19 protein-coding genes are annotated in these 18,782 nt (G+C 73.3%); 15 read left to right on the top strand and 4 right to left on the bottom strand.

Features of this window, described 5'->3' with window-relative positions; translation table 11 throughout:
- The first annotated feature begins 17 nt into the window (after nucleotides 1-17).
- Nucleotides 18-1,376, top strand: coding sequence for a Pup--protein ligase (gene pafA / locus AB0J40_RS24910; RefSeq protein ID WP_364456967.1), 1,359 nt, complete (start codon nucleotides 18-20; stop codon nucleotides 1,374-1,376).
- Between the two features lie 64 nt (nucleotides 1,377-1,440).
- A complete protein-coding gene (locus AB0J40_RS24905) occupies nucleotides 1,441-2,463 on the top strand; it encodes an oxidoreductase (protein WP_364456965.1) in 1,023 nt (340 codons plus the stop codon).
- On the opposite strand, the gene AB0J40_RS24900 is transcribed toward AB0J40_RS24905, so the two are convergent.
- A complete protein-coding gene (locus tag AB0J40_RS24900; RefSeq protein WP_364456963.1) occupies nucleotides 2,460-3,158 on the bottom strand; it encodes an SDR family oxidoreductase in 699 nt (232 codons plus the stop codon). The genes AB0J40_RS24905 and AB0J40_RS24900 overlap by 4 nt on opposite strands.
- A 21-nt stretch (nucleotides 3,159-3,179) precedes the next feature.
- A complete protein-coding gene (locus AB0J40_RS24895; RefSeq protein ID WP_364456961.1) occupies nucleotides 3,180-4,082 on the bottom strand; it encodes an NADP-dependent oxidoreductase in 903 nt (300 codons plus the stop codon).
- Nucleotides 4,083-4,191: 109 nt separating this feature from the next.
- On the opposite strand from AB0J40_RS24895, the gene AB0J40_RS24890 reads away from it, so the two are divergent.
- The 7 genes from AB0J40_RS24890 (at nucleotide 4,192) to AB0J40_RS24860 (ending at nucleotide 9,115) form a co-directional block, all read left to right on the top strand.
- Nucleotides 4,192-4,623 (top strand): helix-turn-helix domain-containing protein, encoded by a 432-nt coding sequence (locus tag AB0J40_RS24890; RefSeq protein WP_364456959.1) that lies wholly within the window; start codon nucleotides 4,192-4,194, stop codon nucleotides 4,621-4,623.
- A gap of 10 nt (nucleotides 4,624-4,633) precedes the next feature.
- Complete coding sequence (locus AB0J40_RS24885; RefSeq protein WP_364456957.1) at nucleotides 4,634-5,617, top strand: WYL domain-containing protein; 984 nt, start codon at nucleotides 4,634-4,636, stop codon at nucleotides 5,615-5,617.
- The gene (locus AB0J40_RS24880) at nucleotides 5,614-6,594 is read left to right on the top strand and encodes a WYL domain-containing protein (protein WP_364456955.1); all 981 of its coding nucleotides are present in this window, start codon (nucleotides 5,614-5,616) and stop codon (nucleotides 6,592-6,594) included. The genes AB0J40_RS24885 and AB0J40_RS24880 overlap by 4 nt, the downstream gene beginning before the upstream one ends.
- A 10-nt stretch (nucleotides 6,595-6,604) precedes the next feature.
- Nucleotides 6,605-6,817 carry a bacteriophage holin gene (locus tag AB0J40_RS24875; RefSeq protein WP_364456953.1) on the top strand — a complete coding sequence of 71 codons (213 nt, stop codon included), beginning with the start codon at nucleotides 6,605-6,607 and terminating at the stop codon, nucleotides 6,815-6,817.
- 31 nt (nucleotides 6,818-6,848) lie between these two features.
- On the top strand, nucleotides 6,849-7,175 hold the full coding sequence (gene tatA / locus AB0J40_RS24870; RefSeq protein ID WP_364456951.1) for a Sec-independent protein translocase subunit TatA: 327 nt from the start codon (nucleotides 6,849-6,851) through the stop codon (nucleotides 7,173-7,175).
- Nucleotides 7,176-7,259: 84 nt separating this feature from the next.
- On the top strand, nucleotides 7,260-8,234 hold the full coding sequence (tatC, locus tag AB0J40_RS24865; RefSeq protein WP_364456949.1) for a twin-arginine translocase subunit TatC: 975 nt from the start codon (nucleotides 7,260-7,262) through the stop codon (nucleotides 8,232-8,234).
- Nucleotides 8,234-9,115 (top strand): diacylglycerol kinase family protein, encoded by an 882-nt coding sequence (locus AB0J40_RS24860; RefSeq protein WP_364456947.1) that lies wholly within the window; start codon nucleotides 8,234-8,236, stop codon nucleotides 9,113-9,115. The genes tatC and AB0J40_RS24860 overlap by 1 nt, the downstream gene beginning before the upstream one ends.
- Here AB0J40_RS24860 and AB0J40_RS24855 read toward each other — a convergent pair.
- On the bottom strand, nucleotides 9,112-9,687 hold the full coding sequence (locus AB0J40_RS24855) for a hypothetical protein (RefSeq protein ID WP_364456945.1): 576 nt from the start codon (nucleotides 9,685-9,687) through the stop codon (nucleotides 9,112-9,114). The two genes, AB0J40_RS24860 and AB0J40_RS24855, sit on opposite strands and share 4 nt — an antisense overlap.
- Before the next feature lie 135 nt (nucleotides 9,688-9,822).
- Here AB0J40_RS24855 and AB0J40_RS24850 point away from each other — a divergent pair, with 135 nt between their 5' ends.
- From AB0J40_RS24850 to AB0J40_RS24835, 4 genes are all read left to right on the top strand, one after another.
- Nucleotides 9,823-12,600, top strand: a complete 2,778-nt coding sequence (locus AB0J40_RS24850; RefSeq protein ID WP_364456943.1) for a DEAD/DEAH box helicase — start codon at nucleotides 9,823-9,825, stop codon at nucleotides 12,598-12,600.
- A gap of 160 nt (nucleotides 12,601-12,760) precedes the next feature.
- Complete coding sequence (locus tag AB0J40_RS24845; RefSeq protein WP_364456941.1) at nucleotides 12,761-13,522, top strand: DUF4333 domain-containing protein; 762 nt, start codon at nucleotides 12,761-12,763, stop codon at nucleotides 13,520-13,522.
- A 75-nt stretch (nucleotides 13,523-13,597) separates the two neighbouring features.
- Entirely contained in the window at nucleotides 13,598-14,800 is a 1,203-nt protein-coding gene (locus AB0J40_RS24840) for a GNAT family N-acetyltransferase (protein WP_364456939.1), read from the top strand.
- Nucleotides 14,801-14,856: 56 nt separating this feature from the next.
- The gene (locus tag AB0J40_RS24835; protein WP_364456937.1) at nucleotides 14,857-16,074 is read left to right on the top strand and encodes a GNAT family N-acetyltransferase; all 1,218 of its coding nucleotides are present in this window, start codon (nucleotides 14,857-14,859) and stop codon (nucleotides 16,072-16,074) included.
- Here the strand turns inward: AB0J40_RS24835 and AB0J40_RS24830 are convergent.
- Nucleotides 16,071-17,018 (bottom strand): 5'-3' exonuclease, encoded by a 948-nt coding sequence (locus AB0J40_RS24830; RefSeq protein WP_364456935.1) that lies wholly within the window; start codon nucleotides 17,016-17,018, stop codon nucleotides 16,071-16,073. The two genes, AB0J40_RS24835 and AB0J40_RS24830, sit on opposite strands and share 4 nt — an antisense overlap.
- Before the next feature lie 152 nt (nucleotides 17,019-17,170).
- On the opposite strand from AB0J40_RS24830, the gene AB0J40_RS24825 reads away from it, so the two are divergent.
- Both AB0J40_RS24825 and AB0J40_RS24820 read left to right on the top strand, forming a co-directional pair.
- Complete coding sequence (locus tag AB0J40_RS24825) at nucleotides 17,171-18,313, top strand: Xaa-Pro peptidase family protein (RefSeq protein WP_364456933.1); 1,143 nt, start codon at nucleotides 17,171-17,173, stop codon at nucleotides 18,311-18,313.
- Nucleotides 18,310-18,765 (top strand): Lrp/AsnC family transcriptional regulator, encoded by a 456-nt coding sequence (locus tag AB0J40_RS24820; RefSeq protein WP_361102323.1) that lies wholly within the window; start codon nucleotides 18,310-18,312, stop codon nucleotides 18,763-18,765. Before AB0J40_RS24825 ends, AB0J40_RS24820 begins: the two co-directional genes overlap by 4 nt.
- The last annotated feature ends 17 nt before the right edge of the window (nucleotides 18,766-18,782 follow it).

The following is an 18,782-nucleotide window of genomic DNA, read 5'->3' as shown; positions in this document are numbered from 1 at the left end:
GCGCCTACTCTGGTGGGATGCAGCGGCGGATCTTTGGCATCGAGACCGAGTTCGGGGTCACGTGCACCTTCCACGGACAGCGCAGGCTCTCGCCCGACGAGGTGGCGCGCTACCTCTTCCGGCGGGTCGTGTCGTGGGGACGCTCATCGAACGTCTTCCTGTCGAACGGCTCCCGGCTCTACCTCGACGTCGGCTCGCACCCCGAGTACGCGACGGCCGAGTGCGACGACCTGGTCCAGCTGGTCACGCACGACAAGGCCGGGGAGCGCATCCTCGAGGACCTGCTGGTCGACGCCGAACGGCGGCTCGCCGACGAGGGCATCGGCGGCGACATCTTCCTCTTCAAGAACAACACCGACTCCGCGGGCAACTCCTACGGCTGCCACGAGAACTACCTGGTGACCCGCGCGGGTGAGTTCTCGCGGATCGCGGACGTGCTCCTGCCGTTCCTGGTGACCCGCCAGCTCATCTGCGGCGCTGGCAAGGTGCTGCAGACCCCGCGCGGCGCGGTCTACTGCCTCTCCCAGCGTGCGGAGCACATCTGGGAGGGCGTCTCGAGCGCGACCACGCGCTCGCGGCCCATCATCAACACCCGCGACGAGCCGCACGCCGACGCCGAGCGCTACCGGCGCCTGCACGTCATCGTGGGCGACTCGAACATGGCCGAGCCGACGACCATGCTCAAGGTCGGCTCGGCGAACCTGGTGCTGGAGATGATCGAGGCCGGCGTCCAGTTCCGCGACTTCACCCTGGACAACCCGATCCGGGCGATCCGCGAGATCAGCCACGACCTCACCGGCCGCCGCCAGGTGCGGCTGGCCGGCGGGCGCGAGGCCTCGGCACTGGACATCCAGCGCGAGTACCACGCCCGCGCCGTCCAGCACATCAAGGACAACGGCTCGACCGCGGCGAACGAGCGCGTCGTCGAGCTGTGGGGCCGGGCCCTGGACGCGGTCGAGCAGCAGGACTTCGGCAAGATCGACACCGAGATCGACTGGGCGATCAAGCACCGGCTGGTCGAGCGCTACCGGCACAAGCACGACCTGGACCTGTCCAGCCCGCGCATCGCGCAGCTCGACCTCGCCTACCACGACATCCGCCGGGGCCGGGGCGTCTTCGACCTGCTCCAGCGCAAGGGCCTGGTCCGCCGGGTCACCGACGACGGCGAGATCGAGGCCGCCAAGGACACCCCGCCCCAGACGACCCGCGCGAAGCTGCGCGGCGACTTCATCGCCGCCGCCCAGGCCGCGGGCCGCGACTTCACGGTCGACTGGGTGCACCTGAAGCTGAACGACCAGGCCCAGCGCACGGTCCTGTGCAAGGATCCGTTCCGCTCGGTCGACGAGCGCGTGGAACGCCTGATCAGCTCGCTCTAGCCCGGCCGCACCCGCCCGGTGTTCCCTACGAAAGTCGCCGGGCGGGTGCGGCAGGATCTCCCGCATGCGTGTCGTGCTGCTCGTGTGCGCCCTGCTGGTCTCGTTCGCGGTCCCGGCGTCGGCGGGTGGGCACCGGCCGGCCTGGGAGCCGAAACCGACCGGCGTGACCGCCCAGTTCCGCGGCCTGTCCGCCGTCAGCGCGCGGGTGGCGTGGGTCAGCGGCACGCAGGGCACCGTCCTGCGCACCACCGACGGCGGCGCGACCTGGAAGGCCGTGGGCCCGCCGGGCACCGAGGCCCTCCAGTTCCGCGACATCGAGGCCTTCGACGCCGAGCACGCCGTGGTCCTGTCGATCGGGGCCGGGACCGACTCGCGCGTCTACCGGACCGACGACGGCGGCGCGCACTGGCGGCAGACCTTCCAGAACACCGAAGCCGCGGCGTTCTACGACTGCCTCGCCTTCTTCGACCCGTGGCGCGGGCTCGCGATGAGCGACCCGGTCGACGGCGAGTTCCGCGTCCAGGCGACCTTCGACGGCGGCCGCAGCTGGCGGCCGGTCCCCGGCAGCGGATTCCCGCCCGCCCTGCCCGGCGAGGCCGGGTTCGCGGCCAGCGGGCAGTGCCTCACCACGGCCGGGCCGTTCGACGCGTGGCTCGCGACCGGCGGCGGCGCGACCGCCCGCGTCCTGCACTCCGGCGACGGCGGCCGCCACTGGAGCGTCTCCGACACGCCGTTGCCGAGCAGCCCCTCCGCCGGCGTGTTCGCCCTCGCGTTCCGGGACCCGCGCCACGGCGTCGCGATCGGCGGCGACTTCGCGAACCCGACGGCGCCCGGCCCGGCCGTCGCACTGACGGCCGACGCCGGCCGGACCTGGCGCACCCCGGCGCAGTACCCCGCCGGGTACCGCTCCGGGGTGGCCTGGCGCGGCGGGACGCTGCTGGCCGTCGGCCCCGGCGGCAGCGACTACAGCCCGGACGGCGGACGGCACTGGACGTCGTTCGACACCGGCAGCTTCGACAGCGTCGACTGCGCCGGCGCTGCCTGCTGGGCCAGCGGCGCCCAGGGCCGCGTCGCCCGGCTTCGCTAGAGCACCTGTCCGGTCGGGCGGACCATGATCTCGTTGACGTCCACCGACGGCGGCTGCTGGAGGGCGTAGAGCACCGCGCGGGCGATGTCGTCGGCCGCCAGCTTGGGCTTCTTGCGCTGGTCGTCGGTGAGGATGTCGGTGTCGGTGATGCCGGGGTTGACGAGCGTGACGCGCACGCCGGTGCCGACGGCCTCCTCGCGGATCGCGCCGGCCATCCCGGTCACGGCCCACTTCGTCACCGAGTACAGGCTGGCGTTGCGGATGTAGCGGCCGGCGACCGAGCCGGTGATCAGCAGGTGCCCGGCCGACTCCTTCAGCGCGGGCAGGGCGGCGCGGGCGGTGTAGGCCGCGCCGAGGACGTTCGTGCGGACCATCTCCTCCCACTGGCGGGGGTCGGGGTCGTCGGTGCCGAAGAACGACGTCCCGATGCCGATGCCGGCGTTGGCGAAGGCGGCGTCGAGCCGGCCGAACCGGTCGACGGTCTCGGCGACGGCGTGGGAGATGCTCGGCCAGTCCCCGACGTCGGCGCCGAGCGCGACGGCGGTGCCTTCGCCGAGTTCCTCGGCCAGCGGCCGGGCGGACTCGGCCTTGCGGGCCACGAGGGCGACCTTGAACCCGGAGGCGGCGGCCAGCCGCGCGGTGGCGGCGCCGAGGCCGCGCGAGGCCCCGGTGATGAGAAGAACGCGATCATCCATGCCGCCCAGGCTAGGGAGGATTCACGGGGTCAGCACGAGCCGGCCGCGCAGGCCGCCCGCGGCGAGCCGTTCGTGGGCGGTCGCCGCCTCCGCCAGCGGCAGGACACCGGCGACGCGGGCAGGAAGGACGCGCGCCAGCTCGGCCAGCCGTGCGCCGTCGGCGCGGATCCAGACGTTCTGCACGCGGATCCCGCGCAGGGGGATCGGCGCGGCTCCGGCGGCGAAGGCGACGAACTCCCCGCCGCCGCGGACGGCGTCGAGCGCGTCGAGACCGAGCAGGGCGGTGTCGAGGGCGGCGTCCACGCCACCCGGGACGAGCGCGCGGACCCGGTCGCCCAGTGCGGGGCCACGAGGGAGGAATTCGTCCGCACCGAACCCGCGGACGAGGGTCTCGTCGGCCTCGGCGGCGACGGCGACCACCCGGAGCTTCCGTGCGTGGGCGAGCGCGACGGCGTACCCGCCGACCGCGCCCGCCGCACCGGTGACCAGCACCGTCCCGTCGGTGTCGACGAGGTCGAGCGCCTGGGCGGCGGTGAGGGCGTTGAGGGGAAGGGTGGCCGCTTCGACGGGGGAGAAGCCGGCCGGGGCGAGCGCGACGGCGGAGGAGTCGAGGACGATCTGCTCGGCATAGGCGCCCAGGGGAGTGGCGATCCGGTCGCGCAGCCCGATGACCGCGTCGCCCACCCGAAACCCGGAGCCCGCTTCGACCACTCCGGCCACGTCCCACCCCAGCCCCAGCACCTCCCGCGGCGGGATCACCCCGGCTTCGGTCAGGATCCCGGCGCGGGTCGCGAGATCCACCGGGTTCACCGTGGCCGCCGCCACGCGGATCCGCACCTGCCCCGGACCGGGCCGCGGTACCGGCACCTCCACGGTTTCCAGCACCTCGGGCCCCCCGAACCGCCGGACCACGATCGCGCGCATCGAACTCTCCTCCTCCGACCGGAAAACCTTCCCCGCGAACCTATGGGGAGCTACTCTCCAGCAGGAAGTACGCACTCGCAGGTTCCCCACGTACCAGGAGGTTCGCCCGGTGCCCACGCGCACGGCGGAACAGCGGCGCCAAGCCGAAAAGGCCGCCTACGACGCCTACCTGGCCGCCTGCCCCACCCGGAAGCTGCTCGACGAGATCGCCGGCAAGTGGGTCAGCCTGATCCTCGTCGCGCTCGGTGACGGGCCGCAGCGCTACAGCGACCTTTCGCGGCGCATCGCCGGGGTCAGCCAGAAGATGCTCACCCAGACCCTGCGGGTACTGGAACGCGACGGGCTCGTCCGCCGCGAGGTGACCCCGTGCGTGCCCGTCCGCGTCGACTATTCCCTTACGCCGCTGGGAGAAAGCCTCCGTGGGCTGATGGTGGGGTTCAAGGACTGGGCCGAGACGAACTTCGAGGCGGTGGACGCCGCCCGCGCCGATTACGACGCGCGCACCCCGGACCTCACGATCGGGCCGGGCGGCGCGGGCTAGGCTCTACCGGGTGTCCACCGCACGCGCCGAACGGCTGGTCAATCTGGTACTGGCCCTCCTGTCCACCCGGCAGTACCTCACTGCCGAGCGGATCCGCGGCATCGTGCCCGGGTACGGCGACGCGGCCAGCGACGACGCCTTCTTCCGGACGTTCGAGCGGGACAAGACCGAGCTGCGCGAGCTCGGCATCCCCTTGGAAACCGGCCGGAACTCCGCGTTCGACGCCATCGAGGGCTACCGCATCGCCCGCCGCGACTACGAACTCGGCGAGATCGACCTCGCCCCCGACGAAGCCGCCGCCGTCGCGCTCGCGTCCCGGCTGTGGGACTCGCCGGAGCTGACCGGGCAGGCACACGGCGCCCTCGTGAAGCTGCGCGCCGCCGGCCTGGAGGTCGACGACCAGGCACCCACCGTCGTCGAGCCGCGGGTGCGCGCCGAACCGGCGTTCGGGCCGCTGCTGGCCGCGGTGCAGAACGGCCAGGCCGTCCGCTTCGAGTACCGCCGCAGCGGCTCGCCCGAACGCATCATGCGCACCCTCGAACCCTGGGGCGTGGTCTCGTGGCGCGCCCGCTGGTACGTGGTCGGGCACGACCGCGACCGCGGCGCCACCCGCTGCTTCCGCCTCTCCCGCGTCACCGGCCAGGTCCGCACCGTCGGCAAGCCCGGCGAGGTGCGGCGGCCCGAGGGCGTCAACCTGCTCAAGCTCGTGTCGGTGACGGGGGAGTCCGAGCCGGCCCCGGTGACCACCGCGCGGCTGTGGGTCGCCGACGGCCGCGCCGCCGGGGTCCGCCGGCGCGGGACCGTCATCGGCCGGTCCGTGGTCGACGGCGAAGAGGGCGACCTCGTCGAGATCGGGCTCTACTTCCCCGAGTCGGCGGCCGACTGGATCACCGCACAGGGCCCGGACGTCGTCGTGCTCGAACCCGACGTGCTGGCCAAGACCGTCCAGGACCGGCTCGAAGCCGTCGTGGCCCGGCAGGGGAGCGGCCGGTGAGCGGATCCACCGACCGGATGCCGAGACTGCTCGCGCTGGTGCCCTACCTGCTCGCGCGCCCCGGCGTCCGCATCGACGACGCGGCGCAGGACTTCGACGTCACGCCGAAGCAGCTGCGCAAGGACCTCGAGCTGCTGTGGATGTGCGGGCTGCCCGGGTACGGCCCCGGCGACCTGATCGACCTGTCCTTCGAGGGCGACACGATCGTCGTCACCCACGACGCCGGGATGAACCGCCCGCTGCGGCTCACCGGCGGCGAGGCGACCGCGCTGCTGGTCGCGCTGCGGGCGCTGGCCGAGACGCCGGGCGTGCTCGACGGCGACGCCGTCCGCCGGTCCATCGCCAAGATCGAGGCCGCCGCCGGGCAGGCCCAGCCGGCCGGCGTGGTCGTCGGCGGCGGGGTGCGCGAAGGCAAGAAGACCGCGCGGACCCGCGAGGAGGTCGCCCGGGCCCTGCAGGACGGGCGGGCGCTGCGGATCCGCTACTACACCGCGTCCAAGGACCAGATCACCGAGCGCACGGTCGACCCGATGCGGCTGCTGATCGTCCAGGCGGTCGGCTACCTCGAGGCCTGGTGCCGCCGCGCCGAGGGCGTCCGGCTGTTCCGGCTCGACCGGATCGACGACCTGGCGATCCTCGACGAGCCCTCGCGCCCGCCCGCGCACGCACACCCGACCGACATCTCCGAGGGTGTCTTCCGCGAGCGTCCCGACCAGCGGGAGGCGGTGCTCGTCCTCGACCCGGACGCACGCTGGGTAGCCGAGTACTACCCGTGCGAGGAGCTCGACGAGCTCGACGGCGGCCGGCTGCGTATCCGGATGCGCTACGCCGACCAGTCCTGGATGGTGCGGCTCGTGCTGGGCCTGGGCGGAGAAGCGCTGGTGGAGAGCCCGGCCGACCTCGCGTCGGACGTCGGACGCCGGGCGGCCGACGCCGTGGCCCGAGCCCGTCACCTTCCGTCAACCTGCGACCACTAGGGTGATCGACGTGCCGTACCTGCCCACCGTCGTGCTCGCCGCACTCGGCCTGCTGTTGCTCGTGGTCCTGCTGGTGCGGACCGGCAAGGTCTTGCGTGCTTTCCGGCGGACCGCAAGCATGGTGGCTGCGAACACCCAGGACCGGGCCGGATTGCTCCGCGCGCGGTCCGCCGCGCTGCGCGTCGCCTTCGCGGAGCGCCGCCGGAAACCGGAAAACCAGTAACATCCCTACCAGACGCAGATAGGAGGCCATCTTGTTCGCCAACGGATTGCAAGGATGGCATTTGATCATCTTGGTGCTGCTCGTCGTGCTGCTGTTCGGGGCCAAGCGGCTTCCCGATGCGGCCCGGTCGATCGGCAAGTCCATGAAGATCTTCAAGGCCGAGACCAAGGACCTCGCGGGCGACAAGAGCACCTCGCACGAGGACGCCGAGCCGGTCGAGACGAAGCAGATCCCGGCCACGCCCGCGCCCGCGGCCCCCGCCGCGACCGACCAGCAGGTCGCGGACCTGCAGCGGCAGCTCGACGAGCTGAAGAAGCAGCAGCAGGCGGCCGACCAGCCGCAGAAGAACGCCAGCTGACGGCTGGGCCACACCCGGTCCCTGGTCCACGGAGCGCGCCGGACTGGCGCGCTCCGCCGGACTCCGACGAGAACGGAACACCTCGTGGCGGAACCCGCCTCCGGAAACGGCACGAGCCGCCGGTCGAAGCGGCGCAAGCGCAGCCGCCGGACGAACCCCGACGGCACGATGACGCTCATCGAGCACATCTACGAGTTCCGCCGCCGCCTCGGCTTCGCGCTGCTCGCCGTCGTCGTCGGCGGCATCGTCGGGTTCTTCTGGTTCAGCACCAAGGTCGGGCCGATCCCGTCGCTCGGCGAGATCGTCAAGGACCCGTACTGCGCCATCCCGCCGGAACGGCGGCTCAACGGCTTCCAGGGCTGCCAGCTGCTGCAGACCGTGCCCTTCGAAGCCTTCATGATCCAGCTGAAGGTCGGCCTGGCCGCCGGCGCCGTGCTGTTCTCGCCGCTGTGGCTCTACCAGGTCTGGGCGTTCATCGCGCCCGGCCTCTACTCGAAGGAGCGCAAGTACGCGCTGACCTTCGTCGGGTTCGCGTCGGTGCTCTTCGCCGCCGGCGCGGTGCTCGCGTACATGCTCTTCCCGCACGCGCTGCAGCTGCTGATGGGCTTCGGGCAGGAAGAGTTCATCACCGCGCTGACCGCGGACAAGTACATCTCGTTCATGCTGTCGCTGCTGATCATCTTCGGGATCAGCTTCGAGCTCCCGCTGCTGGTGGTGATGCTCAACCGCGTCGGCGTGGTCAAGTACCGGCAGCTGAAGCGGTGGCGCCGCGGCATCGTGTTCGCGCTGTTCGTCTTCGCCGCCTTCGTCACCCCCGGCTCGGACCCGTTCTCGATGCTCGGCCTGGCCGGCGCGCTGACGGTGCTGTTCGAGCTGTCCATCCAGATCGCGCGCATCCACGACCGCAAGAAGGACCGCGAGCGCGCGGACGAAGGCTGGGACCAGCTCGACGACGACGAAGCGGCGCCGTTCAACTACACGCCCAGCACGATCGACGACGAGCCGTCCGCCCCGACCGCGTCCGGCGGCCGGTCCTCCGGCACCGACGACATCACGTAGTGGGGCTGCACGCCGCGCTCGCCGTGCACCCGGCTTCGGGGCACGGCGCGGCCGCCCGGATCGCCGACACGGTCGCCGACCGGCTCCGCACCGCCGTCGACCGCCTCGACGTGCTGGTCGCCAACACGGTCGAGGAGTCCCGCGCGCTGATGCGGACCTCCCACGACGCCGGCCTCGACGTCCTGGTCGTCCTGGGCGGCGACGGCGCCGCCCACCAGGGCGTCCAGTTCTGCGCGAACCACGACGTCGCGCTCGGCCTCGTCCCGGCGGGCACCGGCAACGACTTCGCCCGCGCCCTCGGCGTCCCGGGCGAGCCCCTGCCGGCCGTCGACGCGCTGGTGGCGGCGCTGAAATCGGGCGCCCGGCGGCGCATCGACCTCGGCCGCATCGGCGACACGTGGTTCGCGACGGTGCTGTGCGCGGGCTTCGACGCCGGTGTCAACGAACGCGCGAACCGGATGCGCTGGCCGTCCGGGCCCCGCCGCTACGACGTCGCCATCCTCGCCGAGCTGGCCGCGTTCCGCGCCCGCCCGGTGGTGGTCGACACGGGCGCCGAACGCCTGGAACTCGACGCGACGCTGGTGGCGGTCGGCAACACCCGCTTCTACGGCGGCGGGGTCCCGATCTGCCCGACGGCCGACCCCGAGGACGGCGTCTTCGACGTCACGGTGGTGGGGGAGCTGACCCGCCGCGGTCTCGTCCGCATGCTGCCGGGCCTGCGCACGGGCAAGCACCTCACGCACCCGGCGGTCCGGACGCTGCGTGCCCGGTCGGTCTCGCTGACGGGCAACAGCTGGCCGGCCTACGCCGACGGCGAGCCGCAGGGGAGCGTGCCGGTGACCGTCAGCTGCGTCCCGGGCGCGCTGACCGTGCTGGCCTAACGGTCGTAGCCGCCGGCGCGCGCCACCAGCTGCCGGAAGTGCGCCGGCGTCAGCAGCCGCCCGGCGTCGGCGAAGTACACCCCGCCGCAGCGGTGGCAGAACCAGCCCTGCTCCCACACCTGCTGCGCCGCCGGCACCCCACGCCGCTGGCGGCGGTGCGCCCGGAGTCGGCGCACGTACAGCCAGACCAGCACCCCGGCCGCGCCGTACACGCAGACCGCGGGCAGCGACAGCGCCGCGTAGCCCAGCGCCGCGGCGCCCGCACCGCCGGGCGGCGGGTCGTCGGCCGCCGACAACGGCAGCAGCAGGAAACAGCTCCCGACCAGCGCCAGCGCCAGCACCGCGGCCAGCAGACCGCCGCTGCGGCGCGGTGGGGGAAAGGGATCCAGCGACCGCGCGACCGCGGTCACGGACACCCCGCTGACCTGACTGCTGGTGTAGACCACCCCGTCACCGGCCGGCACGGCGACCGTGGGGCCCTGGCCACGGAAGAACGAATGCCCGCCGCGGTACACCGCGGGAACGTGCTGCACCTGGTCCAGCTGCCCGCAGCTCGGACACGGATCGGTCATCGGGGCCTCCTTCGCCGCTCCGACGCGGCCGGACGCGAACCGGTTCCGGGGACCCCGACAAGTGTATAACGACCTATACGGCGGGTGATCGCACGCGGCGTGCGGACCTCCGGAGGGATATGAAACGCTGAGGAGGTGGCCAGTAGCCCTTCTCCGTCCCCGGCCGAGGCCTATGCGGCCTCCGCACGCCGCGGGAAGTACCCCCAGCTGACCCGCTTCGCCGCGGAAGCGTCCTTCGAGTTCGACGAGTTCCAGATCCGCGGGTGCGAGGCCCTCGAGGGCGGTCACGGCGTGCTCGTCTGCGCGCCGACCGGGGCGGGGAAGACCGTCGTCGGGGAGTTCGCCGTGCACCTGGCGCTCGCCGAGGGGCGCAAGTGCTTCTACACGACGCCCATCAAGGCGCTGTCGAACCAGAAGTACGCCGACCTCGTCGCCCGCTACGGCACCGACGCCGTCGGCCTGCTCACCGGGGACACCTCGATCAACGGCGGTGCCCAGGTGGTCGTGATGACCACCGAGGTGCTGCGGAACATGCTCTACGCCGGTTCCTCCACCATCACCGACCTCGGCTACGTCGTCATGGACGAGGTGCACTACCTCGCCGACCGGTTCCGCGGGGCGGTCTGGGAAGAGGTGATCCTGCACCTGCCCGAGCACGTCCGGGTGGTCGGGCTGTCGGCGACGGTCAGCAACGCCGAGGAGTTCGGCGAGTGGCTGGTCGAGGTCCGCGGCGACACGACGGTCGTCGTCGACGAGCACCGGCCGGTGCCGCTGTGGCAGCACATGCTGGTCGGGAACCGGCTGCTCGACCTGTTCGCCGGCGAGGACACCCACCTGCCGGGCGCCGAGCTGCGGATCAACCCGACCCTGTTGCGCCGCACCGAGGAGATCGGGCGCCAGTACGCGCCGGCCGGGTTCCGCGGTCCGCGTGGTCGCCGGGGTGCGCCGCCGCGGATGCCGCGGTTCCGGCCGCCCTCGCGCGTCGACGTCGTCGAGCAGCTGGACCGGGCCGGGCTGCTGCCGGCGATCGTGTTCATCTTCTCCCGGGCCGGGTGCGACGCCGCGGTGGGCCAGTGCGTCCGGTCGGGGCTGCGGCTCAACGGGCCGGGCGAGGTCGAGGAGATCCGCCGGGTGATCGACGAGCGCACGGCGGACCTGCCGGAGGGCGACCTCGGCGTGCTCGGCTACTGGGAGTGGCGGGAAGCCCTGGAGCGCGGGATCGCCGGGCACCACGCCGGGTTGCTGCCGGCGTTCAAGGAGACCGTCGAGGAGCTGTTCGTCCGCGGCCTGGTGAAGGTCGTGTTCGCGACCGAGACGCTGGCGCTCGGGATCAACATGCCGGCCCGCACGGTCGTGCTGGAGCGGCTGGTCAAGTACAACGGCGAGGCGCACGTCGACCTGACGCCGGGGGAGTACACGCAGCTGACCGGGCGGGCCGGGCGGCGGGGGATCGACGTGGAGGGGCACGCCGTCGTGGCGTGGCAGCCGGGCGTCGACCCGAAGCAGGTCGCCGGGCTGGCCTCGACGCGGACCTACCCGCTGCGGTCGTCGTTCCGGCCCGGCTACAACATGGCCGTGAACCTGGTCGCCCAGGTCGGTGCGGCGGAGGCGCGTGAGCTGCTGGAACAGTCGTTCGCGCAGTTCCAGGCCGACCGGTCGGTGGTCGGCACGGCGCGGCGGATCGAGCGGAACAAGGAAGCCCTGAAGGGGTATGCCGCCGCCATCACCGGCGACTTCGACGAGATGCTGGAGTACGTCGAGCTGCGGGCGAAGATTTCGACGCGGGAGAAGGCGTTGTCGCGGCAGAACACCGCGACGCGGCGGGCCGGGACGGCGGAGTCGCTGGAGAAGCTGCGCAAGGGTGACGTCATCGCCGTGCCCGCGGGACGGCGGGCGGGGCTGGCCGTGGTCGTCGACCCGGGGCTCGACCCGATCCGCGAGCCGCGGCCGGTGGTGGTGACCGAGGACCGGTGGTCGGGGCCGTTGTCGGTGGCCGACTTCCCGGCGCCGGTGGAGGCGCTGGGGCGGATCAAGCTGCCGAAGCACATCGAGCTGCGGTCGCCCAAGACGCGCCGGGACATCGCTTCGACGCTGCGCAATGCCGGGATTTCGTTGCCCGGCAGGCAGAAGCGGCGGTCGGGGGCGAACGAGGACGGCGAGCTGGCCGCGTTGCGGCGGGCATTGCGCGCGCACCCGTGCCACGGGCTGGCCGAGCGCGAGGCGAACCTCCGCTGGGTCGAGCGGTACCAGCGCCTGTCGGCGGAAACCCAGCAGCTGGAACGGAAGGTCGCCGCGACGACCCACTCGCTGGCGCGGGCTTTCGACCGAATCTTGGCTCTGCTGGGGGAGCGCGGGTACCTGGGGCCCGAGTCGGCCGGCGACGGCGAGGACCGCGTCACCGAGAACGGGCGGCGGCTGACCCGGCTCTACAGCGAGTCCGACCTGCTGGCCGCGGAGTGCATCCGGCACGGCGTGTGGCGCAAGCTCGGGCCGGCCGAGCTGGCCGCGGTCGTCTCGACGCTGGTGTTCGAGGCCCGTCGCGACACCGCCGGTGAACCGCGGCTGCCCGGTGGTGCGGTGCCGGAGGCGTGGCAGGAGACGGTGAAGCTGTGGGTGGACCTCACCGAGGACGAGCGGCGGCACCGGCTCGACCGCACCCGCGAGCCCGACGCCGGGTTCGCGTGGCCGGTCTACCGGTGGGCGCGCGGGGAGTCGCTCGAGAAGGTGCTCACCGCGGCTGAGGCCAACGGCCAGGAGCTGTCGGCGGGGGACTTCGTGCGCTGGTCGCGTCAGGTGATCGACCTGCTCGACCAGATCCGGGACGTGCTCGGCAAGGGCGATCCGGTCGGCGCGGCGGCCGCCGACGCGGTGAAGGCGCTGCGGCGGGGTGTCGTCGCCGCGGGCGCCGCGTGAATTTCGTGTTAGCCCTGCTCCGGACGGGGCAGCGCGGTGAGCGTGGGCACGTGTGCTCGGCTCCGACCTGTGGTTGGATCGCCTGCGACACCGTGCGTACGCGGCTTTACGGCGGTTTCGGGGTGGACAGTGAGATGAGCGAAGCAGGCGGAGGCAGACGATGAGCACGCCGTATGGCGGCAACGACCCACAGCAGCCCCACTACGGGCAGCAGCCGGGCGGCGCGTACCCGCCGAGCGGCCCGCAGGAGCAGCCCCAGTGGGGGCAGCAGCAGCCGCCTTCGTACGACCCGAACCAGCAGCAGTGGGGCCAGCCGCAGCAGCCCCAGCAACCGCAGCAGTGGGGTCAGCAGCCCGGGGGGTACACGCCGCCGCAGCAGCCGCAGTGGGGTCAGCAGCCGCCGCCCTACGGCCAGCAGCCAGGTGGTGGCTACCCGCAGAGCGGCCCGCAGGCGCAGCCCCAGTACGGGCAGCAGCCCGGTGGTGGCTACCCGCAGAGCGGTCCCCAGCAGCAGCCCCAGTACGGGCAGCAGCCGCAAGGCCAGTACGACTACGGCCAGCAGCAGTTCCCAGGCGCGCCGGAGGGCGAGCAGCCGGCGAAGTCGAAGAAGGGCCTGCTGATCGGCGTCATCGTGCTGGTCGTGGTCGTCGCGGTGGTCGGCGTCCTCGGCTTCGTGACGCCCGGGTTCTTCAAGACGCAGGTCTTCAACAACACGCAGATGCAGACCGACGTCCAGAAGCTGCTCACCGAGACGTACAAGATCGAGGGCGTCACCGCCGTGACCTGCCCGGCCGAGCAGAAGGTCGAGGACGGTGCGAAGTTCGAGTGCACCGCGACCATCGCGGGCAAGCCGACGCAGATCCCGATCACGGTCAAGGGCGACGGCGGCAACTACGAGGTTTCGCCCCCCGCCACGAAGTAGCTTCGCCACGACGGGATCCGGTCGCCGCGCAATTTGCGGTGGCCGGATCCCGTCGTTTCCGGAGATGATCCGGGGATGAGCGACTTCGAGATCCGGACGCTGGACCCCGGCGAGCACCGCGCGGCGAGCAACCTCTTCCGCGCGAGCCTGCACGTTCCGCCGAGCGACGACACGGACTGGGAGCGCGCGTCCCGCGCGTTCCAGCCCGGCGGGACGATCGGCGCGTTCGATCCGGACCTGATCGGCACGGCCCGCTCGTTCGACGCCGAGCTGACGGTTCCCGGGGGCGCGCGACGGCCGATGGCGGGGGTCACCGGGGTCGCGGTCCGGGCCGACCGGACCCGCCGCGGGGTGCTGCGGGCGATGATGGCCGCGCAGCTGGAGGACTTCGCCGGGCGGGGTGTCGTGTTCGCGAGCCTGCTGGCGTCCGAGGCGCCGATCTACGGCCGGTTCGGCTACGGCCTGGCCACCCGGTACCGCTCCTACACCGTCGACCGGCACCGCGCGCGGTTGCACCCCGGTGCGCCGGCGACGGGCGAGGTCCAGCTGCTGGAGCTGGACGAGGCGTTGAAGGTGCTTCCGGGTGTCTACGAGGGCCTGGCGCGGCGTCCCGGGGCGATGTCCCGGCCGGAGGTGCTGTGGCGGCTGTACGAGGGCCAGGCCCGCCGGAACACCCAGCCGGTCAAGGCGATCGTGCACCACGGGCCCGACGGGCCCGACGGCTTCGCCACCTACTACGTCGACGGTCTGCAGGCGCACCCGTGGACGAAGAGCCTGCACCTGGTGGACCTGTTCCCGGGCACGCCGGCCGCGTTCGCCGGGCTGTGGCGGTTCCTGCTGGGGGTCGACCTCGTCGACACGATCGTCGCCGAGGCCCGGCCGCTCGACGAGCCGATCGAGCTGATCCTCGCCGACCACCGCCGGAGCACGGTCGACCGGATCGGGGACGAGCACTGGGTCCGCCTCGTCGACGTCCCGGAGGCGCTCTCCGCGCGGGCGTACGGGCACGCCGAGCCGGTCGTCGTCGAAGTGACCGACCCGCTGCTGCCCGCCAACAGCGGGGCCTACCGGATCACCCCGGACGGCGCCGAGCGCAGCGACGACCCCGCGGCGCTGCGCCTCGACGTCACCAGTCTCGCGATGGTGTACCTCGGGACGTGGCGGCCCTCGGCGCTGGCCGAGGCGGGCCGGATCGAGGTCCGGGACCCGGCGGCCGCGGCGGCCGCGGACGTGCTGTTCGGGACGCGGGTGGCGGCCTGGAGCGGCACGCACTTCTGACGCCGCCGGCGGAAATCGAGATGCCGCGGGCGGGGCCGGGCGGCAGGATCGGCGGCATGACCGACTTCGACGTCCGCCCCGTGGCCGAGGACGAGCGCCGCGCCACGTTCGACCTGCTGGGCCGCTCGCTGCACAGCAACCGCGTCAGCGACGAGAACTGGTCCCGGTACGGGGAATCGTGGCCCGCGGCGCACAAGTTCGGCGCGTTCGACGGTGCCACCCCGATCGGGATCGCCAGTTCCTACGACACCGAGATCGCGGTGCCCGGCGGCGGTGTCCTGGCGCTCGGTGCGGTCGACGGCGTCGGGGTCCGCGCCGACCGCACCCGGCGCGGGGTGCTCACCGCGATGATGGTCGCGCAGCTGGAGGACTTCGCCGCGCGTGGGATCCCGCTGGCCGCGTTGCACGCCAGTGAGCCCACCATCTACGGCCGGTTCGGCTACGGCTCGGCCACGCTCGGCAAGACCGTGTGGCTGCCGCGGCCGGCGGCCCGGCTCCACGACCGGGTGGCGGTGAGCGGGGACGTCCGGCTGCTCACCCCCGAGGAGGCCGTGCGCGAGATTCCCGCGCTGTACCGGCGGATCGGGCTGCACCGGGCCGGGATGATCGGCAGGCCCGCGCTGTGGTGGCCGATCGCGCACGACCGGCTCGTGGGCCCGCATGGCAGTCACGTCGTGGCCGTCCACAGTGGACCGGACGGGGACGACGGGTACGTCGTGTACGACACCGTGGACGCCCGCACGCCGGAATCGCCGGACGAAGGCGCGGTGCTCAAGATCCGTGAGCTCAACGCCGCGGACCCGGCCGCACACGCGGCGCTCTGGCGGTTCCTGCTGTCGGTCGACCTCGTCTCCGGGATCCGGGCCCGCTACCGCCCGGTCGACGAGCCGCTGGCCCCGATGCTGGCCGACCACCGCCACGCCCGCACGGCCGACGTCGAGGACGACCTGTGGCTGCGGCCGGTCGACGTCGCCGCCGCGCTCGCGGCCCGCACGTACCGCGCGGCGGATCCGGTGGTGCTGGCGGTGCGCGACCGGATGCTGCCGGGCAACACCGGGCACTACGAAGTCGGCCCGGACGGCGCCCGCCGCACGGACGCGGCCGCGGACCTGGCCCTCGACGCCGACACCCTCGGCATGCTCTACCTCGGGCAGTGGACCGCGACCGCGCTGGCGCACGCGGGCCGCGTCGAGGTCCTGCGCCCCGGTGCGGCCGCGCGCGCCGACGAGCTGTTCACCACGATCGCCGCGCCGTGGTGCGGCACGTACTTCTAGACGCCGGGCAGGGCCTTGAGGAGGCGTTCGACCGAGTTGCCGAGGTTCCACCGCTCGGCCAGCTCGGCGACGCGGTCCGGGTCGGCGGGGGAGGCGGGCACGGTGTCGGGGCGGGACTGCTCCACCGGCGCGTCGACGGCGACCCGGACCACGGTCGGGGCGACGGCGAGGTAGTCCGCGGCTTCGGACAGCCGCAGCCGCGTCTTGAGGGGGACGCGGTTGTCACTGGCGGCCGAAGCCTTCAGGAGCGCGTCGAGCGACCCGAACTGGGTGATGAGCTTCGCCGCGGTCTTCTCGCCGATCCCGGCGACGCCGGGCAGCCCGTCGGAGGGGTCGCCGCGCAGCGCGGCCATGTCGGCGTAGGCGGGCCCGGCGGTCTCGCGGGGGAGGCTGTAGCGCTCGGCGATCTCGGCGGGCCCGAGCACCTCGGCCTTGGCCCAGCCCTTGCCGACGTAGATGACCGACGTCGGGGTCGGCTCGGTGCGGACCAGCTGGAAGAGGTCGCGGTCGCCGGTGATCACCTCGACCGGGTCCTGCTTCTCCTTGGTGGCCAGCGCGCCGATGACGTCGTCGGCTTCGTAGCCGGCGGCTTCGGCGGTCGCGAACCCGAAGGCCTCGAGCAGGTCGAGGATGATCGGGACCTGCGGGGTGAGCGTGTCGGGGACCTCTTCGACGTCGGGGCTGCCGCCGCCGGTCTCCTCGGCCACCCGGTGCGCCTTGTAGCTGGGCAGCAGGTCGGTGCGGAACTGCGGCCGCCAGTCGGCGTCGAGGCAGCACACGAGCCGGGAGGGGCGCCGGTCGGTGAGGATCCGCGCGATGGTGTCGGCGAACCCGCGCACGGCGTTGACCTGCGTCCCGTCGGCGGCGCGCATCGAGTCGGGCAGGGCGAAGAACGAACGGAAGTACAGGCTCGCGGAGTCGAGCAGGGCAAGTGGTCCGGTCACCCGCACAGCCTGCCACGCCGGGCGGCGGCGAAGGACGAGCCACGCACGTTGGGAGAGCACGCGGGGGAGGGGAGGGTGGTGCGTCACCCGGCCCGGCATGTCGCGGCCCCACGCCGACCGGGCACCCCGCCCGCCCCACTAGGCTCGCCCTCATGTCGCGCCGTTCCCTCCACACGCCCGCCCCCGACGCCGCCGCCCTCCGGGCCCGCCTGGACCGCGCCCGCTCCGCCGCCGCGGCCGCGGACACCGATGCCCTGCTGATCGCGCCCGGGTCCGACCTGCGGTACCTCCTCGGTCAGGCCGGCGGCTCGTTCGAGCGGCTCACCACCCTCGTCGTGCCGGCCGACGGCACGCCCGCGCTCGTCGTGCCGAAGCTGGAGGCGCCCGGCTACGCCGACGTCCCGACCGACGAGCTCGGCGTCGAGCTGCTCACCTGGGTGGACGGCGACGACCCGTACAAGCTCGTCGCGGACCGGCTCGGCAAGCCCGGCCGGGTCGCGGTCAGCGACTTCACCCCGGCCCTGCACGTCCTCGCCCTGCGCTCGGCGCTCGGGAGCGCCGAGCAGACGCTGGCCGGGCCGGTCGTGCGCGAACTGCGGATGCGCAAGGACGCCGCCGAGATCGCGTCGCTGCGGGACGCCGGCGCGGCCATCGACCGGGTGCACGCCCGCGTCCACGAGTGGCTGCGGCCCGGACGCACCGAGGCCGAGGTCGGCGCCGACATCGCCGCGGCCATCGTCGAGGAGGGCCACGCCCAGGCCGACTTCGTGATCGTCGGGTCCGGCCCGAACGGCGCCAGCCCGCACCACGACGTCTCCGACCGCGTCATCGAGCAGGGCGACGTCGTGGTCGTCGACGTCGGCGGCCCGCTGCCGGCCGGCTACAACTCCGACTCCACCCGCACCTACGCGGTGGGGGAGCCGCGCGACGCCGACGTGGCCGAGACCTACGCGGTGCTCCAGCGCGCCCAGGCCGCCGCGGTGGCCGCGGTGAAGCCGGGCGTCACGGCCGAGGCCGTCGACGCCGCCGCGCGGGACGTGATCGCCGAGGCCGGGTTCGGCGAGTTCTTCATCCACCGCACCGGGCACGGCATCGGCCTGGACGTGCACGAGGAGCCGTACATCATCGCCGGCAACGCGCTGCCGCTGGAGCCGGGCATGGCCTTCAGCGTCGAGCCGGGCATCTACCAGCCGGGCCGGTGGGGCGCCCGGATCGAGGACATCGTCATCGTCACCGCCGACGGCGTCGAGTCCGTCAACAACCAGCCGCACGAGCTCGTCGTGCTGGACGCATGACACCCGGCGGCCTGGAGCCGCTGGACCAGGCGATCGTCCAGGAGCTCGCGGCCGACGGGCGGCGCAGCTTCACCGACCTCGCCGAACGCGTCGGGTTGTCGGTGTCGGCGGTGCACCAGCGGGTGCGCCGCCTCGAGCAGCGCGGGGTCATCCTCGGCTACACCGCGCGGCTCGACGGCGAGCAGATCGGGCTGCCGCTGACGGCGCTGATCTCGCTGACGCCGAACGACCCGGCCGCGCCGGACGACTACCCGCAGCGGATCCAGCACATCAAGGAGATCGAGTCCTGCTACTCGGTGGCCGGCGACGAGTCCTACATCCTGCTGGTGCGCGTCCAGTCGCCGCTCGCGCTGGAGGACCTGCTGCGCCGGATCCGCGAGGCCGCGAAGGTGTCGACCCGCACGACGGTGGTGCTCTCCACGCCGTTCGAGGGGCGTTCGCCGACGTTCTGACGCCGGCGCCCCGCTGG

It is taken from the genome of Amycolatopsis sp. NPDC049691, assembly GCF_040675005.1.
Taxonomy (GTDB): domain Bacteria; phylum Actinomycetota; class Actinomycetes; order Mycobacteriales; family Pseudonocardiaceae; genus Amycolatopsis.
Note: the sequence above shows the minus strand (reverse complement) of the source record. Positions and strands in the feature narration are given on the sequence as shown.